Below are 22,941 nucleotides of genomic sequence, written 5' to 3'. Positions count from 1 at the left end.
GATGACGTTCAGCGGCTCACCGGCCCGCATCGCACGCGACATCATCGGCACGAACAGGTACATGGTGCTCGCCACCGCCGACCGCGAGGGAGTGCCGTGGGGTTCGCCGGTGTACTTCGCTCACCGGGACTACCGCGAGTTCTTCTGGATTTCCTCGCCGCAGGCCACGCATTCACGCAACCTCGCGGTGCGACCTCAGGTGGGCCTCGTGGTCTTCGACTCCTCGGTACCGATCGGCACCGGACAAGGCGTGTACATGTCCGCCGTTGCCACGGCAGTGGACGGCTCGGCCACGGAGAGGGCGATCGAGGTCTACTCCCGCCGCTCGCTCACGCACGGCGGCAGGATGTGGACAGGCCACGACGTGCAAGGAGCCTCCGACATGCGGTTGTACCGCGCGGTGGCTCAAGACCACTCGATCCTCGCCAAGGACGGCCGACCGGATCACCGCATCCCCGTCGATCTCACCTGACGCCTCCCCGACTCGCCCAGGGCCTGTTGCGAAAGTGGCGTCGTCGCCCGCAGGGCGGCCGCGCGGCGTCCGGTGCGTGCTCTGGGGGTCCCCCGGCCGAAGGCTGGGGGAGTGCCGAGTGGGGGCACGTGGGAGAGCGGCGGCGCCCAGATCAACCCCGGTGAGCGGAATCTGGTGCGTCCGGCTGCATGGCGGAGGAGGCTGGGACATCCGCCGCGCCGCGGCGGGCGACGCGACGGGGTCCCCGCGCGAGGTCGTTCGAGTGTCGGGGAGTCGGCAAACGACGACAACGCCGCGGACGGGCGTGCCGGACCCCTCGTCTGCGGCATGATCCGCCGGACAGGCCCTGGCCGAGCCGTGCCGCCGGCCACGACGCTCAGGACAGTGGTGCCGTGGACCCCCTGATCACGACCCGGCAGGGCAGGTGCTCGACCCCCGAGCGCCGTGCGCCGGAGATCGCGGTGAACAGGGCGTGCGCGGCCGCGCGTCCGACCTGTTCGAGGTTCATGTCGACGCTGGTCAGCGGGGGCCGGGAGGCGGAGGTCAGGACCTGCCAGTTGTCGAAACCCATGACCGCGACGTCCTCCGGCACCCGGTGGCCGCGCTCGCGCAGGACCTCCATGACACCGCGGGCGATCTGATCGCTGCCGCACAGGACGGCGTCCACGTCCGGATGCCGGTCGAGCAGCATCGCCGTGGCCGCCCGCCCCCAGCCCTCCGACCACGCCCCGAAGCGCGGCTCGCCGATCAGGGCGAGGCCGGCCTCGGCGAGTGCGGCCCGGGCACCCTCCGCCCGCTCCCGGGCCGCGGCGTACCCGGGGTCGCCGGTGATGTGCGCGATCCGGGAACGGCCACAGGCGAGCAGATGGTCCACCGCGATCCGGCCCGCGCCGACGCTGTCGGGAACGATGGACAGATCCTGCGGATCCTCCGACGGCGCGTACGCGTAGACGACGGGCACCGGCACCTCGCGGCCCAGGGACGGACGCGGATCGGTCCGGCTGCCCACCACGATGAGACCGTCGACCCGGCGGCCGAGCAGCGCGCGGACATGGTGCTGCTCGCGGATCGCGTCGCCGCGTGCGTCGCAGAGGAACACCGCGACCTCGCCCGCTCCGAAGGCGTCCTCCGCGCCCATGAGGATCGGAATACTGAACCGGCCCTCCAGGTCGCTGGTGAGCAGACCGACGGTGCCCGTCCGTCCGGCCAGCAGACCGCGGGCGACCTGGTTGGGCCGGAACGACAGCCGCTCGGCCGCCTCGATCACCCGCTGCCTGGTCTCCGCGCGCACCTGACTGCGTCCGTTGAGGGCCTTGGACGCCGTGGCGATCGACACACCCGCCAGCCGCGCCACATCGCTGAGGGTGGCGGGCTGCGAACGAGAGGGGCCGGTGGCCTGTGCCATACGTGTTCTCCTGTCTCGCGTCGCGTGCCGATGCCGTCGAGGGTGACACGCCGCGGGCAAAACAGTACGTGAAGGGTTTCGGTCAGGTCGCCTCCACCGGTTTCGTTGGTTCTCCGACAGCCGGTCACTGCAAGGGGATTGACGAGCATTCAGTCGGGTTCTAGCGTCTCAGAAAACCTTTTCGGCTCGTTTCGCCGTTCAGTTCAGTTCGGCGTACTTCAGCTCAGTGCCACCACATCCATCGTCCCGACCGGCAGGCCCGCGCACGGCCGCCGCGACACCAGGGGGATAGAACATGGGGAGCACGGTCGGACCGCGTGGACGCATACGCCGCCTCGTCACCGGCGCCATGGCACTGCTCGCCGCCGCGAGCCTGGTCACGGCGTGCGGATCGGGGGAGGACGGCTCGGGCGGCGGGGGAGGAGGCGGGGCGACGAACGCCAAAGGCGTCGACGACGGCACCACGCTGACGATGTGGACGCGTGCGGCGACCCGGCCGCAGAGCGAGGCCCTGGTCAAGGCGTACAACGCGAGCCACAAGAACAAGATCGAGCTGACCGTCGTCCCCACCGACGACTACCAGGCCAAGGTCGGCGCGGCCGCCGGCTCCCGCGACCTGCCCGACCTGTTCGCCTCCGACGTGGTGTTCGTTCCGAACTACACCTCCAGCGGCCTCTTCGCCGACATCACAGAGCGCGTCGACGCCCTGCCCTTCGCCGAGCACCTGGCCCAGTCGCACATCAAAGCCGGTACGTACGAGGACAAGAAGTACGTCGTCCCGCACACCCTCGACCTGTCGGTGCTCTTCTACAACAAGGAGCTCTACCGGAAGGCCGGGCTCGACCCGGACAAGCCGCCCACCACCCTGCGCGAGTGGGACCGGCAGGCACGGGCCGTGGACAAGCTGGGCTCAGGGGTGGACGGCACCTTCTTCGGCGGCAACTGCGGCGGCTGCGGCGTCTTCACCTGGTGGCCGTCCATCTGGGCCGCGGGCGAGGAGGTACTGAACAAGGAGGGAACCGAGGCGTCCCTGTCCTCCGACACGGCCCAACAGGTCTACGACACCTACCGCGGCTGGGTGAAGGACGACATCGTGGCCCCCGGCGCCCGCGACGAGACCGGCACGACCTGGACCGGCGTCTTCCCGAAGGGCAAGGTCGGCGTGATGCCCATGCCGTCGACCACCCTGGGTCTGATGCCCAAGGACCTCGACCTCGGCGTCGCGCCCATCCCCGGACCCGACGGCGGCAAGTCGACCTTCGTCGGCGGCGACGCCATCGGCATCTCCGCCACCAGCAAGTCGGCCGACCAGGCCTGGAACTTCCTCGCCTGGTCCCTCGGCGACAAGGCCCAGGTCGACGTGGTCGCCGCGCACAAGGACGTGGTGGCCCGCACCGACCTCGCCGCCAACAAGCACTCCAAGGCGGACCCGCGGCTGGTCACCATCAACGAACTCGTGGCGCACGGCCGTACCCCGTACGCGATGAAGTTCGGCCAGACCTTCAACGACCCCAACGGCCCCTGGCTGACCCTCATGCGCAACGCCGTCTTCGGCGACGGCACGTCCGTCGAGAAGGACAACGAGGCGGTCACCGCGTCGCTGGCCGACTGAGCGGCCCGGACACCGGAAACCGGCCGACCGAGCGCCCTCAGGCCACCCGTCCACGGCACGCCCTTCCCACGTCACCCGGCAGAGGAGAGCCATGCAGGTGAAGGCGCCCGACCGAGCGGCGGCCGAACCCCCGACCCGGCCGGAACACCGGGACCGCCCGCCCCGTACCTCCGCGCCCCGCTGGCGGTCCCGCAAGGCCAAGGGCCTGGCCTACGCGGCCCCCACCGCCGTGTTCGTCGCCGTCTTCTTCCTGCTGCCCCTGCTGCTCGTCGGGCAGATGTCGCTCAGCGACTGGCCGCTGCTCGCGGGAGACCGGGGCATCAACGCCCCCGAGAACTACACCGACATCACCGACAGCCCCCTGTTCTGGCCCGCCGTCCGCTTCACCCTCCTCTACACCGTGATCGTCACGGTCGTACTCCTCGGGCTGGCCCTCCTCCTGGCCCTGCTGGTGCAGGAGTCCCGCCCCGGCGCCGGCTTCTTCCGCACGGTCTACTTCCTGCCCGGCGCCCTGGGGCTGGCCTCCGCATCCCTGCTGTTCTGGGGCCTGTACAGCCCCACCACCGGCCCGATCAGCCGCATCCTCGAAAAGCTCGGCCTCGTCGACGACCCCGTGTCCTTCCTCGGCACGCCGACCTCCGCCCTGCTGTCGACGGTGTTCCTCATCGTCTGGAAGTTCGCCGGCTTCTACATGCTGATCCTGCTCGTGGGCCTCCAGCGCATCCCCCACGAGGTGTACGAGGCGGCCCGCATGGACGGCGCGAGCCGCGGCCAGATCTTCCGCTCCATCACGCTGCCGCTGCTGCGGCCGTCCCTCGCGCTGTGCCTGCTGCTGTGCGTGACGGGATCCCTGCTCGCCTTCGACCAGTTCTTCATCCTCACCAAGGGCGGACCGGACAACAGCACCGTCACCGTTGTGCAGTTGATCTACCGCGAGGCCTTCCAGCGGCTGAACCTCGGCACGGCGGCCGCCCTGTCGATCATCGTGCTGGCCGTGCTGCTCCTGCTCAACGTCCTGCAGTTCCGCGGTCTGCGCCGCGCCGACGAGTCATGAGCCGCACCTCATGAGAAGGGACACCCCGGTGCTCACCCGCGCCCTCGGCCGGACGCCCCACTACGTCCTCGCCGGAGGATTGGCCGTCATCTTCCTCTTCCCCCTGCTGTGGAACGCCTGGGCCTCCGTCAGCGGACAGCCCGGCACCGCGCAGGAATCCGGCTACGGCCTCGGCAACTACCGCACCCTGCTCGACTACGACGCGGGCCTGTGGCGGTACCTCCTCAACAGCACCGTCGTCTCCGCGCTGACCGTCGCCCTGACCCTCGGGGTGTCGCTGCTGGGCGGCTACGCCTTCGCCCGCTTCGACTTCCCCGGCAAGAACCTGCTGTTCCTGCTGACCCTGGCCATCCTCATGGTCCCGTACGCCACCCTCCTCATCCCGCTCTACGTCCTGCTCGGCAGACTCCACCTGCAGAACTCGCTGGTCGGACTGAGCCTGGTGCTGGCGATGTTCCAACTGCCGTTCGCCACCTTCATGATGCGGATCTCCTTCGAGGCCGTACCGCGCGAACTGGAGGAGTCCGCGCTCGTCGACGGCTGCGGCACGGCGGGCGCGCTGCGCCGCGTCCTCCTCCCGGCGGTTCGCCCGGGATTGATCACCGTGGGCCTCTTCGCGTTCCTCGCGGCCTGGAACGACTTCATCGCACCGCTGATCCTCATCTCCGACAGCGAGAAGGCGCCCCTGCCGCTGGCCGTCGCGAACCTGCGGCAGCAGAGCATGGGCGCCGTCGACTACGGCGCCACCGAGGCGGGCGTGGTGGTCCTCGCCGTGCCCTGCCTCCTGCTGTTCCTGCTGCTGCAACGGCACTACATACGGGGCTTCATGTCCGGCGCGCTCAAGGGCTGAAGCACACGCAAACCGACCCGCGACCGAGGGGACGAACCGAATGCACGAACTGGTGGGGGAGAACACAGCACGGGCATACGTCCTGCCGGTGGCGCCGACCCGGGGCCGACTGAGGCCGCTCGGCCTCGACGAGGTCAGGATCACCGGGGGCTTCTGGGCCCGGCGCCGGCACATCAACGCGACCGCCACACTCGGCCACTGCCGCGACTGGATGGAACGCGTCGGCTGGACCGGCAACTTCCGGGCCGCCGCCGAGGGCCGCATCCACCGGGACCGGCGCGGCGCGGAGTTCGCCGACTCCGAGCACTACAAGCTCCTCGAAGCCATGGCCTGGGAGGCCGCGGGCGGCGACGGCCCTGTTCTCGACGCGGAGATCGCCGCACTCACCGATGTCATCGCACCCGCCCAGGAACCGGACGGCTACCTGAACACCGCCTTCGGCCACCCCGGTCAGCAGCCCCGCTACAGCGACCTCGAATGGGGCCACGAGCTCTACTGCTACGGGCACCTCATCCAGGCGGGCGTGGCCCAGACCCGGGCCCGCGGCGAGGGCGAACTGGCGAAACTCGCCCGCCGGGCCGCCGACCACATCTGCGCCACCTTCGGCCCCGGCGGCATCGAGGCCGTCTGCGGCCACCCGGAGATCGAGACGGCCCTGGTGGAACTCGCCAGGCTGACCGGGGAGCAACGCTACCTCGACCAGGCCGCCCTCTTCGTCGACCGCCGCGGCCACGGCACGCTCGCGGACATCGAGTTCGGCCGCGCCTACTACCAGGACGACCTGCCCGTCCGCCAGGCCCCGGTGCTGCGCGGACACGCCGTGCGCGCCCTCTACCTGGCGGCAGGCGCCGTCGACGTCGCCGTGGAGAGCGGGGACGAGGCCCTGCTCGCCGCGGTCGTACGGCAATGGGAGGCCACAATCGCCCGGCGGACCTATCTGACCGGCGGCATGGGCTCGCACCACCGGGACGAGTCCTTCGGCGACGACTTCGTCCTGCCACCGGACCGCGCCTACTCGGAGACCTGCGCCGGCGTCGCCTCCGTGATGCTCAGCTGGCGCCTGCTGCTCGCCACCGGCGAGCCGCGCTTCGCCGACCTGGCCGAGCGGACCCTGTTCAACGTGGTCGCGACCTCCCCGTCCGAGGACGGCCGGTCCTTCTTCTACGCCAACACCCTGCACCGCCGCAGCCGGGGCACCGCACCCCCCGCCGACGCCGACAGCCCGCGCGCCGAATCGAGCCTGCGCGCACCCTGGTTCGCGGTGTCCTGCTGCCCGACCAATGTGGCGCGCACCCTGGCCCTGCTGCCCGCCTACCTGGCGACAGCGGACGACCACGGCGTGCAACTGCACCAGTACGCCGACGCGGAGATCGCCACGTCCCTCGCCGGCGGCCACGGAGTCGCGCTGCGCGTCCGTACCGACTATCCCTATGGCGGCACGGTGACCGTACGGATCGGACGGTCCCCCGACCGCCCCTGGACCCTGTCGCTGCGCGTCCCCGAGTGGACGGCGGGGACCACCGCGTGGCTGGTCGACCCGGACGGGGCACGCCGCCCCGTCGCCCCGGGCACGGCCGAAGTCACCCGCGTCTTCCGGCCCGGCGACGAGATACGGCTCGAACTGGCCGTGGCACCGCGCTGGATCGGAGCCGATCCCCGCATCGACGCGGTACGCGGCACGCTGGCCGTCCAGCGAGGGCCACTGGTGTACTGCGCCGAGTCCGTGGACCTGCCGCGCGGACACGAGGTCGACGCCCTTCGGGTGGATGCGTCCGTCGAGCCGGAGGACGGCGTGGGTGAAACCGTCGTGGTCGCCGGAGAACTCACCGCGCATGCCGAACAGGGCGGCCGGACATGGCCGTACGAGCCGCTCGGCCGTCAAGCCACGACGGCGGCCGAACGCGCGGGGATCACCCTGGTGCCCTACCACTCCTGGGCGAACCGAGGCCCCTCGACGATGCGGGTCTGGCTGCCCGTCGCGGAACCGGATCACCCCGCAGAACCGGACAACACCCCTACCCCCACAGGGAGATAGCCGTGCACGGACCGCGAAGACGGCACCACCGCAGAACCCTGGCCGGCGCGCTGGCCCTCGGACTGCTGGCCTCGTTGGCCGCCGCCGCGCCCGCCGCCGCGGACAACTCGGCCATCGGCTATCCGGTCTACACCGGATCCGCCGACCCCGTACCGGAGTTGCCGGCGGGCTTCACCACCCACCACACCCTGCGCGCCCAGTACGAGGCCGACCGGAAGGCCGGGAACGGCACCGACTTCTGGATGGACCGCATGCTGGCCCGCAAAGGCGAGGACCCGGCGGGCGACTGGCTGTTCACGCGGGGCCGGGCAGTGTTCATGAAGGAACACGACCCGTCCCGACTCGGTTTCGGCGGCAAGGTCGCCTACTGGGAGAGCATCGACAACCGGTCCGCGTACACCGTCACCCTGTCCGTGGACGGCGAGAACCTCACCCTGCGCGAAAACACCGCCGCCAGGACCCAGACCCCCAGCTACTGGCGCGCCGAGTTCACCCACGCGGCCACCGGCCTGAAGGTGATCCAGACCAAGTTCATCACCGACGCCAACGTGGCCGTGACGAACCTGGCCGTCACCAACACCGGTTCCGCTCCCCGTGAGGTCACGCTGCGCGCCTCGTCGCCGTACACCACGACCACCGAAGGCAGAGAGCTCACCGGCGCGGTGGCCGCGAAGAACAACCTCACCACCGTCTTCCCCCGCCTCAGCGGCGACGCAATGGCCCCCGCACCCGACGGCGAGGCCCTGACGCGCACCCTTGCGCTGCCCGCGGGCGGCACCGCCACCACCAAGGTCCAACTCGGCTTCGTCACCGAGGAATTGGCCCGCTCCCGGCCGGAATACGACTCGGTGCGCACCGCGACCCCGGCCGCCGCCTTCCGCGACCACGTACAGACGTACAACCGTTGGTGGGCCGAGAACCTGCCGTACCTCGACGTCCCCGACGACAACATCGAGAAGACGCTCTACTACCGCTGGTGGCTGCTGCGTTACAACTACCTCGACGCCGACATCCCCGGCAACGACTACCAGTTCCCCACCTCCATGGAAGGCGTGCTCGGCTACAACAACGCCATCGCCCTGACCGTCGGCATGTTCGTCGACGACCTCAAATACCTGCGCGACCCGAGCTACTCCTACGGCCCCTGGGTCTCGGCCGGCGAGGTCTCGAAGAACAGCAAGTACACCGACAACCCGGGCGACCCGGAGAACTGGTCCAACAGCTACACCCAGTACATCTCCGAGGCGGCCTGGCGCTCCTACCAGGTGCACGGCGGACCGGACGGCGTCGTGCGCAACCTCGCGCGGTACGCGGAGAAGGACGTCCAGGGCCAGCTGGCGAACTACGACCACGACGGCAACGGGCTGATCGAGTACGACTGGGGCGCCATGACCGGCAACGACGCCGACGCGGTGTCCTTCGACTGGCGGCCCGGAAACCTCGACCGCGCCGAATCGGCGTACGTCCACAGCAACGCCACAGCGGCGGCCCGAGCGTACGAACTGCTCGGCGAGACCGACAAGGCCGACGAGATGCGCGGCATCGCCAAGAAGGTGAAGGACGCGGTCCTCGAACACCTCTGGGACCCGAAGGACAAGCTGCTCAAGCACCGGCACGTGGCCACCGACGCCCTGGTGCCCTGGAAGGAGATCAACAACTACTACCCGTACAGCGTGGGCCTGATGCCCACACCCGACGAGGACCCGCAGTACCTCGAAGCCCTGCGCCTGTGGGCGGACGCCAAGCAGTACCCCGTCTTCCCGTTCTTCACCGCCAACCAGGCCGACAAGGCGGAAGCGGCGGAGCAGGGCCACCCGGGGAGCAACAACTTCTCCGTCATCAACTCCACCGTCACCTTCCGCTTCCTCTCCTCGGTGCTGCGCAAGTACCCGAACAAGTACATCGACAGCACCTGGTACAAGAAGCTGCTGTCCTGGAACGCCTGGGCCCACTACGTCGACGGCGACAACCGGTGGCCCGACCAGAACGAGTTCTGGTCCGACGGCAGCGCCGACCCGCAGAAGATCGGCTACCGGTCCTGGATCCACCACACCATCCTCGGCACCACCAACTGGACCGTGATCGAGGACGCGATGGGCTTCCGGCCGCGCGACGACGGGAAGATCGAGCTGTCGCCGATCGACATCGACTGGCCGCACTTCGCCGTCACCGACATCAACTACCGCGGCACCGACGTGGCCGTCCTGTGGGACGAACCGGGCGACGGGAAGCGGCCGTACGGCCGCCAGGTCCCCGAGGGCTACTCCGTCTACCTCGACGGCAAGCTCGCCTTCACCGCCGACTCCCTCACCCACCTCGTCTACGACCCGGCCACCCGCAAGGTGACCTTCCCGGACGGGGGAGGGGCCAAGGTCCGAACCACGGGCCTGCGCATGGCGGTCGCGGAGCCGCAGGACGTCACGTACGGCCCGAAGGACCGCGTCACCGACCTCTTCGCCAAGGCGGGCCGGGACCTGACAGGTGCGGCGAAGGAGAACCTCGCCGCCGGCGCCACGGCCCGCGCCTCCCACGAGGCCGAGGGGCGAGGCGTGTCCGGCGCCGTCGACGGCTTCACCATCAACGAGCCCTACTGGGGCGCCAGAGGCTCGGGCAGCACCGAGGACTGGTACGAGATCGACTTCGGGCGCCCGCGTCAGGTCGACGACGTCCGGCTCCACTTCTACAGCGACAAACGACAGGACGGATACGCCGAACCCGCCCTCTACACCGTGCAGTACCAGGACCGCGCCGGGCAGTGGAAGGACGTGGCCCGTCCCGCCAAGTCACCGGTCCACCCCAGGGCCAACCTGAACCAGGTGCGCTTCCAGAAGGTGACGACCGAGAAACTGCGGGTCCTGATGCGGCACAGGGACGGCCACAGCAGCGGTCTCAAGGAGATCCAGGCATACGGCACCGGCGCCCGGCCCCCGGCAGCCCGGAACCAGGCCCCGTACGTCGAAGCGTGGCGGGACACCACGTACAGCCGCCCGGGCCAGGTCAGGCTGACGGGCATCGTCGAGGACGACGGGCTCCCGGAGAGGAAGCTCTCCGCCCTGTGGAAGGCGGCGGACGGCCCCGAAGGCGGCACCGTCATCTTCGACGACCCGCGCGCCTCGACGACCGTCGCCCGTTTCACCAAGGCGGGCACCTACACCCTCGAACTCACCGCCACCGACGGCGCGTTGCAGTCGTCGAAAAAGGTCGTGGTCAAGGCGGAGGGGCTCGGGAACGGCCAGGCGAACGTGGCGCCGTCCGCGACACCCACCGCGTCCTACACCTCAGGCTGGGAGTCGGTGACCGCGATCAACGACGGCCGTGAACCTGCCTCGTCCTCCGACGCCCCGCGCTGGGGCAGCTGGCCCCAGAAGGACACCCAGTGGGTCCAGTACACGTGGGACGACCCGGTCCGCGTGGACGGCTCCGACATGTACTTCTTCCGCGACGCGCAGCCCGGCGCGGCCGACGGCGTCGGAGTCCCCGCGTCCTGGGTCATCGAATACCGGGACGGCGACACCTGGCGCGAGGTCGCCTCGCCCAGCGGCTACGGAACCGCGGAGGACCGCTACAACAAGACCACCTTCACCCCCGTCACCACCACGGCCCTGCGGGCCCGCCTGACCGGGCACCCGAACCTCGCACTGGGCGTACAGGAGTGGAAGGTCTACGCCGAGACGCCGGAGTCCGTCCGCGAGGTCCATGTCCCCACCCCACGCGGCAAGATCCCGGAACTGCCCGGCCAGGTGACGCTGGTGTACTCCGACGGCTCCACGGCACGCTCGCCCGTTGCCTGGCCGGCCGTCACCGAGGAGCAGGTCGCCGAGGGCGGCACCAGCGTACGGATCACCGGCCTCGCCGACCGGACGGCAGCGCCCGTCACCGCGACCGTATGGGTGCGCCAGACCGACGCGGTCGAGATCACCAGCATCGCCGAGGAGCGCGTCACCACCGGGGCCGGCCGGGCACCCACCCTCCCGGCGACCGTCGTCGCCACCTACAACGACGGCTCCAAGGACAGCCGTGTCCCCGTCACCTGGGACCCGGTGGCCCCGGACCAGTACGCCGGGCCGGGGACCTTCGAGGTGAAGGGAACCGTGGCGGGCACCACCTACCGCGCCACGGCCACCGTCACCGTGACCGCGCCGCCCTCATGACCGCTCTTCGTCCTCCCGCCCATGCCCGCCGACGACCGACGATCGGAGCCCGAGCATGTCCCAACCCCCCACCCGCCGCCGTCTGCTGAGACTCGCGGCCGGGACGGCAGCCGCCGCCCCGCTCGCGCACGCGGCCGTACCGGCGCACGCAGCCTCCACCGGTGCGGCCCCGAACGCGGCGTCCGCCCAGCCCACCGCCGCCCCGCCCACCTGGCCGGTACGTCCCTTCGCGCTGGACCAAGTCACCCTCGGCGAGGGCGAGTTCCGCGACAAGCGCGACCTGATGCTCGACTACGCCAGGACCTACCCGGCCGACCGAATCCTGGCGGTCTTCCGTGCCAACGCCGGTCTCGACACCCGAGGCGCCCGGCCGCCGGGCGGCTGGGAGACCTCCGACGGCAACCTGCGCGGCCACTACGGCGGCCACTTCCTCACCCTGATCGCCCAGGCGTACGCCGACACACGGGAGGCGGCGATCAAGTCCAAACTCGACTATCTGGTCGGCGCGCTCGGCGAGTGCCAGACGGCCCTGGCCGAGCACGGCACGCCGAAGCCGAGCCACCCCGGCTACCTCGCGGCCTACCCGGAGACGCAGTTCATCCTGCTGGAGAGCTACACGACCTACCCCACCATCTGGGCGCCCTACTACACCTGCCACAAGATCATGCGCGGCCTGCTCGACGCACACACCCTGGCCGGGAACGAACAGGCCCTGGCCATCGCCTCGAAGATGGGCGACTGGGTGCACAGCCGGCTCGGCCACCTGCCGAAGGCGCAACTGGAGCGCATGTGGTCGATCTACATAGCCGGTGAATACGGCGGGATGAACGAGGTGATGGCGGACCTGCACGCCCTCACCGGCCGGGAGGAACACCTCGCCGCCGCCCGCTGCTTCGACAACACCGCGCTGCTGGACGCCTGCGCCGAGGACCGCGACATCCTCGACGGCCGGCACGCCAACCAGCACATCCCGCAGTTCACCGGCTATCTGCGGCTGTTCGACCACACGGGCGAGGAGGAGTACGCCGCCGCGGCCCGCAACTTCTGGGGCATGGTCGCGGGCCCCCGGATGTACAGCCTGGGCGGCACGGGCCAGGGCGAGATGTTCCGCGCCCGGGGCGCCATCGCGGCCACCCTGGACGCCAAGAACGCTGAGACCTGCGCGACGTACAACATGCTCAAGCTGAGCCGGCAGTTGTTCTTCCGCGAGCCGGACCCGGCCTACATGGACTACTACGAGAGGGGCCTGACCAACCACATCCTCGCCTCCCGGCGGGACGCGCCCAGCACGAACAGTCCGGAGGTCACCTACTTCGTCGGCATGGGCCCGGGTGTCGTGCGCGAGTTCGGCAACACCGGCACCTGCTGCGGCGGCACCGGCATGGAGAACCACACCAAGTACCAGGACTCGGTCTACTTCCGCTCCGCCGACGGCAGCGCACTGTACGTCAACCTCTACCTGGCCTCGACCCTGCGGTGGCCGGAGCGGGGCTTCGTCATCGAGCAGACGAGCACCTATCCGGCCGAGGGCGTGCGCACCCTGACGTTCCGTGAGGGCAGCGGCAGGCTCGACCTGAAACTCCGGGTCCCGTCCTGGGCCACGGGGGGCTTCACCGTCACGGTCAACGGGGTCCGCGAACGGGCCGAGGCCGAGCCCGGCAGCTACCTCACCCTGAGCAGGAGATGGCGGCGCGGCGACCGGGTCCGGATCTCCGCGCCCTACCGTCTGCGCGTCGAAAGGGCCCTGGACGATCCCGCCGTCCAGTCGGTGTTCCACGGTCCGGTGCTGCTGGTCGCGCAGAGCCCGGAACAGGGATTCCGTACGTTCTCGTTCTACAAGGACTTCACCCTCCGGGGCGATCTCTCCGACGTGCTCAGGCCCGAGGGCCGGCCCCTGCACTTCACCACGCACGGCCTCACCCTCGCCCCGTTCTTCATCGGGGACGACACCCGCTACCACGCCTACTTCCGGCGCTCGGAGCCGGTCGTCGTGTTCGGCACGGCCGACTCGGGCGTACCCAACCGTGCCCGCGGTGACGGTCTGACGTTCCTCGACGTGCTGTGGGAGCAGGCGCCCTTCTCGACCACCGGGCGTTTCGTGCGGGCGGTGCGCGTCCTCGCCGACAGCTGGCTGTCCGAAGGGCTGTTCACGCGCGCGGAACGGGACGGTGTCGTCGCGGCGGCCGTCCGGGCGGACTTGAGGTACTGAGGGACCGACGGCACGGTCGCCCCACGGGTGCCGCCGCGTGGCGGCCGTGCCGTCCGACGGAACGTGCGCGATGTCTTGACGTGTACTTGGCATAGTGGCTTTATGGGAGCGCTCCCACGCTTTCACTTCTGATGCCTGAGTTTCTCGGCGCTCACTCTTGGAGTCGCAGTGAGAAGAACAAGAAGAAAGAGTCCATTAGCCCACCTGCTGGCCGGATTGGCGACGCTCCTGGGGCTCGCCGTCCTCGGCGCCCTCTCCCCGGCCATGGCCCACGCCCAGTCGCCCGGCGCCCTCGCCACCGGCCTCCACATCGACAACGGCCGCCTCGTCGAAGGCAACGGCAACGACTTCGTGATGCGCGGCGTCAACCACGCCCACACCTGGTACCCGGGCGAGACGCAGTCGCTGGCCGACATCAAGGCGCTGGGCGCCAACACCGTCCGCGTCGTCCTCTCCAACGGCCACCGCTGGACCAAGAACAGCCCCGAGGACGTGGCAGCGGTCGTCGACGACTGCAAGGCCAACCGCCTCATCTGCGTGCTGGAGGTGCACGACACCACCGGCTACGCCGAGGAGGCCGCGGCCGCCACGCTCGACCAGGCGGCCGACTACTGGATCGGCCTGAAGGACGTGCTGGCCGGCGAAGAGAACTACGTCATCGTCAACATCGGCAACGAGCCCTGGGGCAACACCAACCCGGCCGGCTGGACCGACCCCACCATCGCCGCCGTCAAGAAGCTGCGCAACGCCGGATTCGAGCACACGATCATGGTGGACGCGCCCAACTGGGGCCAGGACTGGCAAGGCGTCATGCGCGCCAACGCCCAGACCGTCTACGACGCCGACCCCACCGGCAACCTGATCTTCTCGATCCACATGTACAGCGTCTTCGACACCGCCCAGGAGATCAACGACTACCTGAAGGCCTTCGTCGACGCCAAACTGCCCCTCCTCATCGGCGAGTTCGGCGGACCCCCCGACCAGTGGGGCGACCCGGACGAGGACACCATGATGGCCGCCGCCGAGCAGCTCGACCTCGGCTACCTCGCCTGGTCCTGGAGCGGCAACACCGACCCGATCCTCGACCTGTCGATCGGCTTCGACCCCAACCAGCTCAGCTCCTGGGGCCAGCGCATCTTCAACGGCGCCAACGGCATCGCCCAGACCTCCAAGGAAGCCACCGTCTACGGCGGCGGCAACCCCGGCGACACCCAGGCCCCGACCGCTCCCGGCACCCCGAAGGCGTCCGCCGTGACGGCCACCTCCGCCACCCTCACCTGGACCGCGGCCACCGACAACGTCGGCGTCACCGGCTACGACATCGTCCGCGTGAGCGGCGGCACCGAGACCAAGGTCGCGGCATCCACCACCAACTCAGCCACGGTGACCGGCCTCACCGCCGACACGGCGTACACCTTCGCCGTCTACGCCCGCGACGCGGCCGGCAACCGCTCGCCCCGCTCGGCCACGATGAACGTCACCACCGGCAGTGCCCCGACCGGGACCTGCTCCGTGGGCTACCGGGCCACCAACGAGTGGCCGGGCGGCTTCCAGGGCGAGATCACCCTCCGTAACACCGGCACCACCGCCCTCAACGGCTGGAAGCTCGCCTTCACCTTCGCCAACGGCCAGACCATCACCAACATGTGGGGAGGAACCCACACTCAGAGCGCCGGCACGGTCAACGTCACCCCCGCCTCCTACACCTCCGCGATCCCCGCCGGCGGTTCGGTCACCGTCGGCTTCATCGCGAGCAAGGGCGCCACGAACACGGCCCCGACCACCTTCACCCTCAACGGTGCCGCCTGCACCACCACCTGACCGGACTCGCCCCGCCCTCCAGGAGCGAGGGCGGGGCCTCGGCGCTTCCCGGACACCTCCTGCGTGATCGAAAATGCGAGGCATTAGCATATGAGCGCCACCTAGCTCGAAAGTGAAGAACTGTGACTGTCAACGAGGACTCGTTCACCAACTGGAAGAACCGCGAGGAGATCGCGGAGTCGATGATCCCGATCATCGGAAGGCTGCACCGGGAGCGGGACGTCACCGTGCTGCTGCACAGCCGGTCCCTGGTGAACAAGTCGGTGGTGAGCATCCTCAAGACCCACCGGTTCGCCCGGCAGATCGCCGGAGAGGAGCTCTCGGTCACCGAGACCCTGCCGTTCCTGCAGGCCCTCACCACGCTCGATCTGGGCCCTTCGCAGATCGACATCGGCATGCTCGCCGCGACGTACCGCACCGACGACCGCGGTCTGTCCGTACGGGAGTTCACCGCCGAGGCCGTCGCCGGTGCGACGGGCGCGAACAAGATCGACCGCCGCGAGCCGCGCGACGTCGTCCTCTACGGCTTCGGCCGCATCGGCCGCCTCGTCGCCCGCCTGCTGATAGAAAAGGCCGGCTCCGGCAACGGCCTGCGGCTGCGGGCCATCGTCGTCCGCGGCGGCGGAGGCCGGGCCGCCGACGATCTGGTGAAGCGCGCCTCGCTGCTGCGCCGCGACTCCATCCACGGCCAGTTCCAGGGCACGATCACCGTCGACGAGGCGAACGGCAAGATCATCGCCAACGGCAACGAGATCAAGGTGATCTACGCCGACGACCCGACGTCGGTGGACTACACGGCGTACGGCATCAAGGACGCCATCCTCATCGACAACACCGGCAAGTGGCGCGACCGCGAGGGCCTGTCGAACCACCTGCGCCCCGGCATCGACAAGGTCGTCCTGACCGCGCCGGGCAAGGGCGATGTCCCCAACATCGTGCACGGCGTCAACCACGACACCATCAAGCCGGACGAGCAGATCCTGTCCTGCGCGTCCTGCACCACCAACGCGATCGTCCCGCCGCTGAAGGCGATGGCGGACGAGTACGGCGTCCTGCGCGGCCACGTGGAGACCGTCCACTCGTTCACCAACGACCAGAACCTGCTGGACAACTACCACAAGGCCGACCGCCGGGGCCGCTCGGCGCCGCTCAACATGGTCATCACCGAGACCGGTGCCGCCTCCGCCGTGGCCAAGGCGCTGCCCGACCTCAAGGCGCCGATCAGCGGCAGCTCGATCCGCGTCCCGGTGCCGGACGTCTCGATCGCGATCCTCAACCTTCGGCTCGCCCGGGAGACCACCCGCGAGGAGGTCCTCGACCACCTCCGCGACGTGTCCCTGACCTCGCCGCTCAAGCGCCAGATCGACTTCACCACCGCCCCCGACGCGGTCTCGAGCGACTTCATCGGCTCACGCCACGCCTCGATCATCGACGCGGGCGCCACGAAGGTCGAGGGCGACAACGCGATCCTCTACCTCTGGTACGACAACGAGTTCGGCTACTCCTGCCAGGTCATCCGCGTCGTCCAGCACGTCTCCGGCGTGGAGTACCCGACGTATCCGGCTCCGGTGGTCTGATCGCGGGGTGCGTCACTAGGCACGTCGCCGAGGTCAGGAGCCGGCGTGCCATCCCACGCCGGCTCCTGCCTCTTCCGCGGTGCGCTGTCAGCGGACCACGACGCGTACCCTGCCGAGATTCGGCACCTGGCCGAAGGGGGTTGCCGTGTCGCCCTCTCGCTGTGCCGTCGCCTTGAGAACGGGGAAGTACGTGCCCGGCTCGGTGTAGGTGAAGGTCTGCCGGATCTCGACGACCGGGCGGGGTGGTCCGAACGGCTTGGCAGCAAACGTGCCGGTACCGGCGAAGTCCCACTCGGTTCGCACGATGCGGCCCGCCCTCGGTGGCACCTCGATCCTGGCCGTGAAGGTGACGGACCGGCCGGCCGGCACCTCGATCCGGTCGGCGCCGTCGACGGTGAGGTCGACGACGGGCTGGATGCCGCGGCGGGCCGCGGCGTGCTCCGGCACCGAGACCTGGCTGCCGGTCACGTCGTACGACGTCGTGCGCGCGGGTTCCACGCCCTTCTCCACCCAGGCGCTCAGATCGCGCAGCGCCTGCTGCAGGATGCCGGTGAACTCGATGAGCCGGGCCGCGCGGGCGCCGGTGACCGGGCCTTCGAGGTGGTCGGCGTTGTCGCTGTACCAGAGGCGGAAGTCGTCGTCGTAACGCGCGCCGAGGGCTTCCTTCACCCGGGCGCGGTACCAGTCGCCGGGCCAGGGGTTGGCGTCGGTGTCAACGAGGTTGCCCACCACGATGATCTTGCCGGTGATCTTGCCGGTGTGGGTGCCGCCGCCACTGGTGGACTTGGAGATGAGAGGGCCCACCTGCAAGGCGCGCTGCGGGTACAGCGGCTTTCCGTCGGGCCCCCGGTACTGGTCCCAGGCGTAGAAGCCGGGGCGCGTGGGGGCCTGGTAGCGGTGGTAGGCACGGAAGGCGATGGTCCACTTGTTGTCGAGGCGCATCCTGACCCCGGTGTCGAGGGCAGCGAGCACCTTGGTGTCGTTCCCGCTCGCGAGGGTGACGACGCGCGTCGCCGGGTCGAGGGAAGCCTTCAGCGTCCCGATGACCGTCGTACCGTCGCCGCCGACCACGGTGAAGTCGAGTCCCGTCGTGTCCGCCTGCGTCGGGGCACTGGCGAGGACCAGGCTCGTGGGCGTGTTCCGGGCGTCCCGGTCGACCTTCTGGACCGTGGTCAGCAGGTCGATCCGGGCGGCACGGACGATGTCGCCGAGAGCCGACTTCTCGGTACCGAGGTAGCCCGGCTTGCTCCAGAAGTCGTCGGCGTAGGTCGGGTCCATGGTGCGCAGCACGGCCGTGAATCCGAGAAGCCCGTCCGGCGCTGACAGCCCGAGCACATATGCGTGGTCCTCCCACGCGTGCAGGGGGACGCCGAACCCCGTGGTCTCGCGCAGCATGGCCCGCTCCACGCTGTTGAGACCGGCGAAGGGCTTGCCGCTGCCACCGGGACGCACCGCGTCGGCGATGCGGGGCGCCTTGTCCCGCAGGACGAGCCGCGCCAGGGCACGGACGGTGAAGCTGCTCGGGATGGAGTACGGCGTGCCGGGGATGAAGGGCACCGCACCGTCCCACACGCCCTCGGTGTTCTCGATGGCTCCGATCGTCTGGAAGGAGCCGCCGCTGCCGCCCCAGATGTAGCCGTGGATCCTTCTCGACGAGCCGTAGTACTTCGCCGCGTACGTGCGGGAGAACTTGGCCGCGGCAGCGTCGACACGGTATCCGGTGCCGCCGTTGGTCTGCACGACGTAGGCACCGCTGTCCGCGCCGAAGGCGATGTCCTGGTCGGCGGCGTTCTCGTCCGTCAGCGGGTACACCTTGTGGAAGAAGCGGCCCTGCCACTGCCCCTTCGGCGGCAGACAGAGGGTGAACTTCTTGTTGGTGCCGTCGAAGTGGCCCGAGACCTTGCGGTGCGGTACCGGTGAGGTCAGATCCCTCTCACTGTCGATCACGGGTTGGTTGTACGTCGGGTCGTCGCAGTCCGGGGTGACCCACATCGGGCCGCCGCTGACGAGTGCCGCGCACTGCGGGCGGGACGCGGCCGACGCGCCGGGGACCGATATCGCCGATGTTCCGAGAACCACCACGGCACCGACCGCCGTGTTGCGGACGAAGCGGCGCCTCGTCAGTGTGTTGTCCTGGGCCGGCTCGGATGTGTCGCCGGCGTTTGCTCCCTGTGTGTTCACGAGGTTCCCTTGAGGTCGGAAAGCTCCGCGGTGTCGCTCCGCAGCCGCCTTGCGCGGCGCAGACGCTGCTTCTTCGGATCCGCTACCGGAGCCGCCATCTGGAGCTTGCGGGTGTACGGGTGCTGCGGGTCGGTGGCGACGTCGTGGGCCTTGCCGATCTCGACGACGCGGCCCTGGTGAAGGACGGCGATGCGGTCGCTCACCTCGTTCACGACGCCGAGGTCGTGGCTGATGAAGAGGTAGGCCACGCCCGTCTCCCGCTGGATGTCCTTCAGGAGGGTGAGGACGCGGGCCTGGGTGGTGACGTCGAGGGCGCTGGTGGGTTCGTCGCAGATGATGACCGACGGCTGAAGGGCGAGGGCGCGGGCGATGGCGACGCGCTGCCGCTGGCCGCCGGAGAACTCGCGCGGATACCTGTCGCCGGAGTCGGCCGGGAGGCCCACGGCGTCCAGCAGGTCCCGCACACGTGCCCGGCCGCCCGCCACGCCGGCCGCGACGAGCGGTTCCACGAGGATGCTCTCGACCGTCATCGACGGATTCAGCGACGAGTACGGGTCCTGGAAGATGACCTGGATGTCACGGGCGACCTTGCGCCGGCGCGCCCGTGAGACGTTGCTGATGGTCTCGCCGCGGAAGGTGATCGTGCCGGCCGTGACCGGCGCGAGCCCGAGGACCGCGCGGCCGATGGTCGTCTTGCCCGAACCCGACTCGCCGACCAGGCTCAGGGTCTCCCCGGCGTGCAGGTCGAAGGAGACGTCGTCGATCACCGTGGCTCCGGTGCCCCGCCGTCCGCCGTAACGGACGACGAGGTTACCGACCTTCAGTACCGGTTCCGTCAGTACCGGCTCGGCCACTTCACACCTCCGCGATCTCGACACGGCGTGCCGAGGAGAGCAGTTCCCGCGTGTACGCCTCCGCGGGGGCCTCGAACAGCCCGTCCACGTCCCTGCGCTCCACGATGTGACCGTCCTGCATCACGCTGACCGTGTCGCAGATGTCGGCGACGACTCCCAGGTTGTGGGTCACGAGGACGACGGCCAGTCCCCGTTCGTCGCGCAGTTCGCGCAGCAGCTCCAGGACCTCGGCCTGTACGGTCACGTCCAGGGCGGTGGTCGGTTCGTCCGCCACGATCACGTCGGGGCCGGAGGCCACCGCGCCGCAGATGAGCACGCGCTGTGCCATGCCGCCGGAGATCTCGTGCGGGTACTGTCTGAAGACCCGCTCCGGGTTCTTGATGCCGACGCGCGCCAGCAGCTTCAGCAGTTCCCGTTCCGCTTCCTGCTTCGAGATGTTCTTGACCGCGCGCAGGCCGTGAGTGAGCTGCGCGCCGACCGTGAAGCAGGGGTCGAGGTTCGACATGGGTTCCTGCGGTATGTAGGCGATGCGCCGGCCCCGGGCCTCGCGCAGCCGCTGTTCGTCGGCCAGCAGGTCCTGCCCGTCCAGGAGGACGCTGCCGCCGAGGACGACCGCTTCGCAGGGCAGGATGCCCAGAGTCGTGAACGCGATCTGGGACTTGCCCGAGCCGGATTCGCCGACCAGGCCGTGGATCTCGCCGCGCCGTACGTCGAGGTCGATGCCGTGCACGACCTCGCGCACCCCGTCCTCGCCGTCCGGGTAGCCGATGCGCAGACCGCGGACCGACAGCACCGCCTCGGTGGGGGCGGCCGTCCCCGCCACGGCCGCCTGCCCGCGTTCTTCCCGCGCCCGCTGGACGAGTTCGCGGCGCCGCCGCGGGGACAGCGTCCTGCTGTGCGCCGACGACTGGAGGATGTCGCGCAGGGCGTTGCCGAGCAGGACGAGCGCCAGGACGGTAAGGGTGATGAGGAGGGCGGGCCAGAGCACGCCGGGCCTGTTGTTGTAGATGTTGCCGAACGCCTCCTGGAGCACCCCGCCCCAGGACGCCTTGTCCGGGTCGCTCAGGCCGATGAAGCCCATACCGGCCTCGATACTGATCGCCGAGGCCAGCACGAACGAGCTCTGGACGATGATCGGCGCGCGTACGGCCCACAGCACATGGCGTCCGACGATCCGCAGGTCGGAGAGTCCGACCACCTTGGCCGCGTCCACGTAGAGCTCGCTGCGCACCTCGAGGACGACCGACCTGACCAGGCGGAAGTACGTGGGTGCGACGATGAGCCCGTAGGCGGCCATGGCGGCGACGATGTTCGACCCGGTGCGGGCGTACAGCGCGATGAGCAGCACGATGCCCGGCATCGACATGACCACGTCGGAGAACCAGCTCGACACCGCGTCGGTCTTGCCCCGGTAGAAGCCTGCGGCAAGGCCACTGGTCACGCCGATCACCAAGGAGACGACGAGCACCACCAGACAGGCGATCATCGTCTGCCGGGTGCCGTACATCAGCCGCGACAGGATGTCCCGTCCCGTCGAGTCCGCTCCGAGGAGGTGACCGGGGGAGAACGGGGAGGCGTTCACCGCGCTGAGGTCGGTCACGTTCTGCCCGTGCGGGGCCAGCCATGAGCTGGACAGGCCCAGGAACACCACGAAGAGCAGGAAGGCGATGCAGAGGGCGGCCTGCGGATCGGTCAGCAACCGCCGCAGGAGCGAGCGTCCCTTGGTGGCCGGCTCCACCGGACCGGACGGCTCCAGGGTGGGAGTCGTGGTCATCGCGTCCTCGCTTTCGGGTTGACCGCCGCCGTCACCAGGTCACCCAGCAGGTTGACGACGAGCACGATCACGATCGTCACCAGCACGCACCCCATCACCATGGGAACGTCGCCCCGCTGGGCGGAGCCGTTGCTCAGCTCGCCCAGGCCCGGCAGCGCGAACACCTGCTCGATGAAAACGGCGCCGCCGATGAGCCCGAGGGTCTGCAGGCTCAGGACGGTCAGACCGGGACCCGCCGCGTTGCGCAGCACGTGGCGGAAGACCACCTTGGACTCGGGTATCCCGCGCGCCCGCAGGGTGCGGACGAAGTCCTGGGAGAGCGTGTCGAGGATCGCTCCCCGGAACTGCGCGGCGGAGTTGGCGATGGCTGCCACCAGGAGGGCGAGCACCGGAAGGGTGACCGATTCGATCCATCCGGTGGGGCTTTGGTCCGGTGAGACATATCCCGTGGCCGGGAACGCCCGGAAGGAGACGGCGAAGGCGAAGACCAGGCCGATCGCGACGATGAAGGGCGGTACGGCGGCTCCCGCGACCGACAGGAACTGCACCACCCGGTCGATCCACCCGCCGCGGACGGCGGCGGCGACCCCGACCAGGACGCTCACCACCGCCGTCAACAGGATCGTCAGGACGATCAGGGTGAGCGTCACCGGTACCCGGGAGGACAGGGCTGACGACACGGACTGCCCCGTGAAGAAGGACTCCCCGAAGTCGCCGGTGACGACCCCCTTGAGCCAGTCCCCGTACTGCACGAGGAGCGGTCTGTCGAGGCCGAGCTTGGCCACCTCGGCCCGGACAGTGGCGTCGGTGGCGTTCGTGCCCAGCACGGCCCGGGCGATGCCCGGACCGTTGCCGTACATCAGTGTGAAGGTCGCGAAGCTGACCAGCAGCAGCACGGCCACCGCGCGAACCAGCTTCCTCAGTACGGATACCAGCACCCGTCGCT

14 protein-coding genes are annotated in these 22,941 nt (G+C 69.8%); 9 read left to right on the top strand and 5 right to left on the bottom strand.

The genetic code is table 11. The features are described 5' to 3' along the window. Position 1: 1 nt before the first annotated feature. The gene (locus tag Q4V64_RS02190; RefSeq protein ID WP_124436878.1) at positions 2 to 472 is read left to right on the top strand and encodes a pyridoxamine 5'-phosphate oxidase family protein; all 471 of its coding nucleotides are present in this window, start codon (positions 2 to 4) and stop codon (positions 470 to 472) included. 376 nt (positions 473 to 848) lie between these two features. Here Q4V64_RS02190 and Q4V64_RS02185 read toward each other — a convergent pair whose 3' ends face one another. Beyond that, on the bottom strand, positions 849 to 1,877 hold the full coding sequence (locus tag Q4V64_RS02185; RefSeq protein WP_124436877.1) for a LacI family DNA-binding transcriptional regulator: 1,029 nt from the start codon (positions 1,875 to 1,877) through the stop codon (positions 849 to 851). A 295-nt stretch (positions 1,878 to 2,172) separates the two neighbouring features. Here Q4V64_RS02185 and Q4V64_RS02180 point away from each other — a divergent pair, with 295 nt between their 5' ends. The 8 genes from Q4V64_RS02180 (at position 2,173) to Q4V64_RS02145 (ending at position 17,186) form a co-directional block, all read left to right on the top strand. Then, entirely contained in the window at positions 2,173 to 3,489 is a 1,317-nt protein-coding gene (locus Q4V64_RS02180) for a sugar ABC transporter substrate-binding protein (RefSeq protein ID WP_124436876.1), read from the top strand. A 91-nt stretch (positions 3,490 to 3,580) separates the two neighbouring features. Further along, complete coding sequence (locus Q4V64_RS02175; protein WP_124436875.1) at positions 3,581 to 4,543, top strand: sugar ABC transporter permease; 963 nt, start codon at positions 3,581 to 3,583, stop codon at positions 4,541 to 4,543. A 28-nt stretch (positions 4,544 to 4,571) separates the two neighbouring features. Then, the gene (locus Q4V64_RS02170) at positions 4,572 to 5,393 is read left to right on the top strand and encodes a carbohydrate ABC transporter permease (protein WP_124436898.1); all 822 of its coding nucleotides are present in this window, start codon (positions 4,572 to 4,574) and stop codon (positions 5,391 to 5,393) included. Positions 5,394 to 5,433: 40 nt separating this feature from the next. Beyond that, positions 5,434 to 7,428 (top strand): beta-L-arabinofuranosidase domain-containing protein, encoded by a 1,995-nt coding sequence (locus Q4V64_RS02165; protein WP_124436874.1) that lies wholly within the window; start codon positions 5,434 to 5,436, stop codon positions 7,426 to 7,428. 2 nt (positions 7,429 to 7,430) lie between these two features. Continuing rightward, entirely contained in the window at positions 7,431 to 11,579 is a 4,149-nt protein-coding gene (locus tag Q4V64_RS02160) for an Ig-like domain-containing protein (protein ID WP_124436873.1), read from the top strand. A 55-nt stretch (positions 11,580 to 11,634) separates the two neighbouring features. Further along, positions 11,635 to 13,788 (top strand): beta-L-arabinofuranosidase domain-containing protein, encoded by a 2,154-nt coding sequence (locus tag Q4V64_RS02155; protein WP_124436872.1) that lies wholly within the window; start codon positions 11,635 to 11,637, stop codon positions 13,786 to 13,788. Between the two features lie 207 nt (positions 13,789 to 13,995). Then, on the top strand, positions 13,996 to 15,609 hold the full coding sequence (locus Q4V64_RS02150; protein ID WP_253266647.1) for a cellulase family glycosylhydrolase: 1,614 nt from the start codon (positions 13,996 to 13,998) through the stop codon (positions 15,607 to 15,609). Positions 15,610 to 15,731: 122 nt separating this feature from the next. Next, positions 15,732 to 17,186, top strand: coding sequence for a glyceraldehyde-3-phosphate dehydrogenase (locus tag Q4V64_RS02145; protein WP_124436870.1), 1,455 nt, complete (start codon positions 15,732 to 15,734; stop codon positions 17,184 to 17,186). A gap of 87 nt (positions 17,187 to 17,273) precedes the next feature. Here the strand turns inward: Q4V64_RS02145 and Q4V64_RS02140 are convergent, their stop codons facing one another. Genes Q4V64_RS02140 through Q4V64_RS02125 form a run of 4 tightly spaced genes read right to left on the bottom strand, consistent with a single transcriptional unit; the run spans position 17,274 to position 22,933 of the window. After that, entirely contained in the window at positions 17,274 to 19,367 is a 2,094-nt protein-coding gene (locus Q4V64_RS02140) for a PKD domain-containing protein (RefSeq protein WP_216377515.1), read from the bottom strand. After that, entirely contained in the window at positions 19,364 to 20,221 is an 858-nt protein-coding gene (locus Q4V64_RS02135; protein ID WP_253266644.1) for an ATP-binding cassette domain-containing protein, read from the bottom strand. Before Q4V64_RS02135 ends, Q4V64_RS02140 begins: the two co-directional genes overlap by 4 nt. A gap of 1 nt (position 20,222) precedes the next feature. Further along, entirely contained in the window at positions 20,223 to 21,995 is a 1,773-nt protein-coding gene (locus tag Q4V64_RS02130; RefSeq protein WP_124436869.1) for a dipeptide/oligopeptide/nickel ABC transporter permease/ATP-binding protein, read from the bottom strand. Beyond that, positions 21,992 to 22,933: an ABC transporter permease gene (locus Q4V64_RS02125; RefSeq protein ID WP_253266643.1), complete on the bottom strand. Its 942-nt coding sequence runs from the start codon at positions 22,931 to 22,933 to the stop codon at positions 21,992 to 21,994. Before Q4V64_RS02125 ends, Q4V64_RS02130 begins: the two co-directional genes overlap by 4 nt. Positions 22,934 to 22,941: the final 8 nt, after the last annotated feature.

Origin of the sequence: Streptomyces sp. NL15-2K, from assembly GCF_030551255.1 — a bacterium.
In the GTDB taxonomy this organism is placed as follows: domain Bacteria; phylum Actinomycetota; class Actinomycetes; order Streptomycetales; family Streptomycetaceae; genus Streptomyces.
The sequence above is the reverse complement of the archived record's forward strand: the minus strand, read 5'-3'. Positions and strand labels throughout refer to the sequence as shown.

What these genes read in the sequence shown, in the direction of transcription:
- Q4V64_RS02130 (WP_124436869.1), bottom strand. Translation starts at nt 21,995, where the DNA reads ATGACCACGACTCCCACCCTGGAGCCGTCCGGTCCGGTGGAGCCGGCC.
- Q4V64_RS02190 (WP_124436878.1), top strand. Translation starts at nt 2, where the DNA reads ATGACGTTCAGCGGCTCACCGGCCCGCATCGCACGCGACATCATCGGC.
- Q4V64_RS02180 (WP_124436876.1), top strand. Translation starts at nt 2,173, where the DNA reads ATGGGGAGCACGGTCGGACCGCGTGGACGCATACGCCGCCTCGTCACC.
- Q4V64_RS02155 (WP_124436872.1), top strand. Translation starts at nt 11,635, where the DNA reads ATGTCCCAACCCCCCACCCGCCGCCGTCTGCTGAGACTCGCGGCCGGG.
- Q4V64_RS02185 (WP_124436877.1), bottom strand. Translation starts at nt 1,877, where the DNA reads ATGGCACAGGCCACCGGCCCCTCTCGTTCGCAGCCCGCCACCCTCAGC.
- Q4V64_RS02175 (WP_124436875.1), top strand. Translation starts at nt 3,581, where the DNA reads ATGCAGGTGAAGGCGCCCGACCGAGCGGCGGCCGAACCCCCGACCCGG.
- Q4V64_RS02165 (WP_124436874.1), top strand. Translation starts at nt 5,434, where the DNA reads ATGCACGAACTGGTGGGGGAGAACACAGCACGGGCATACGTCCTGCCG.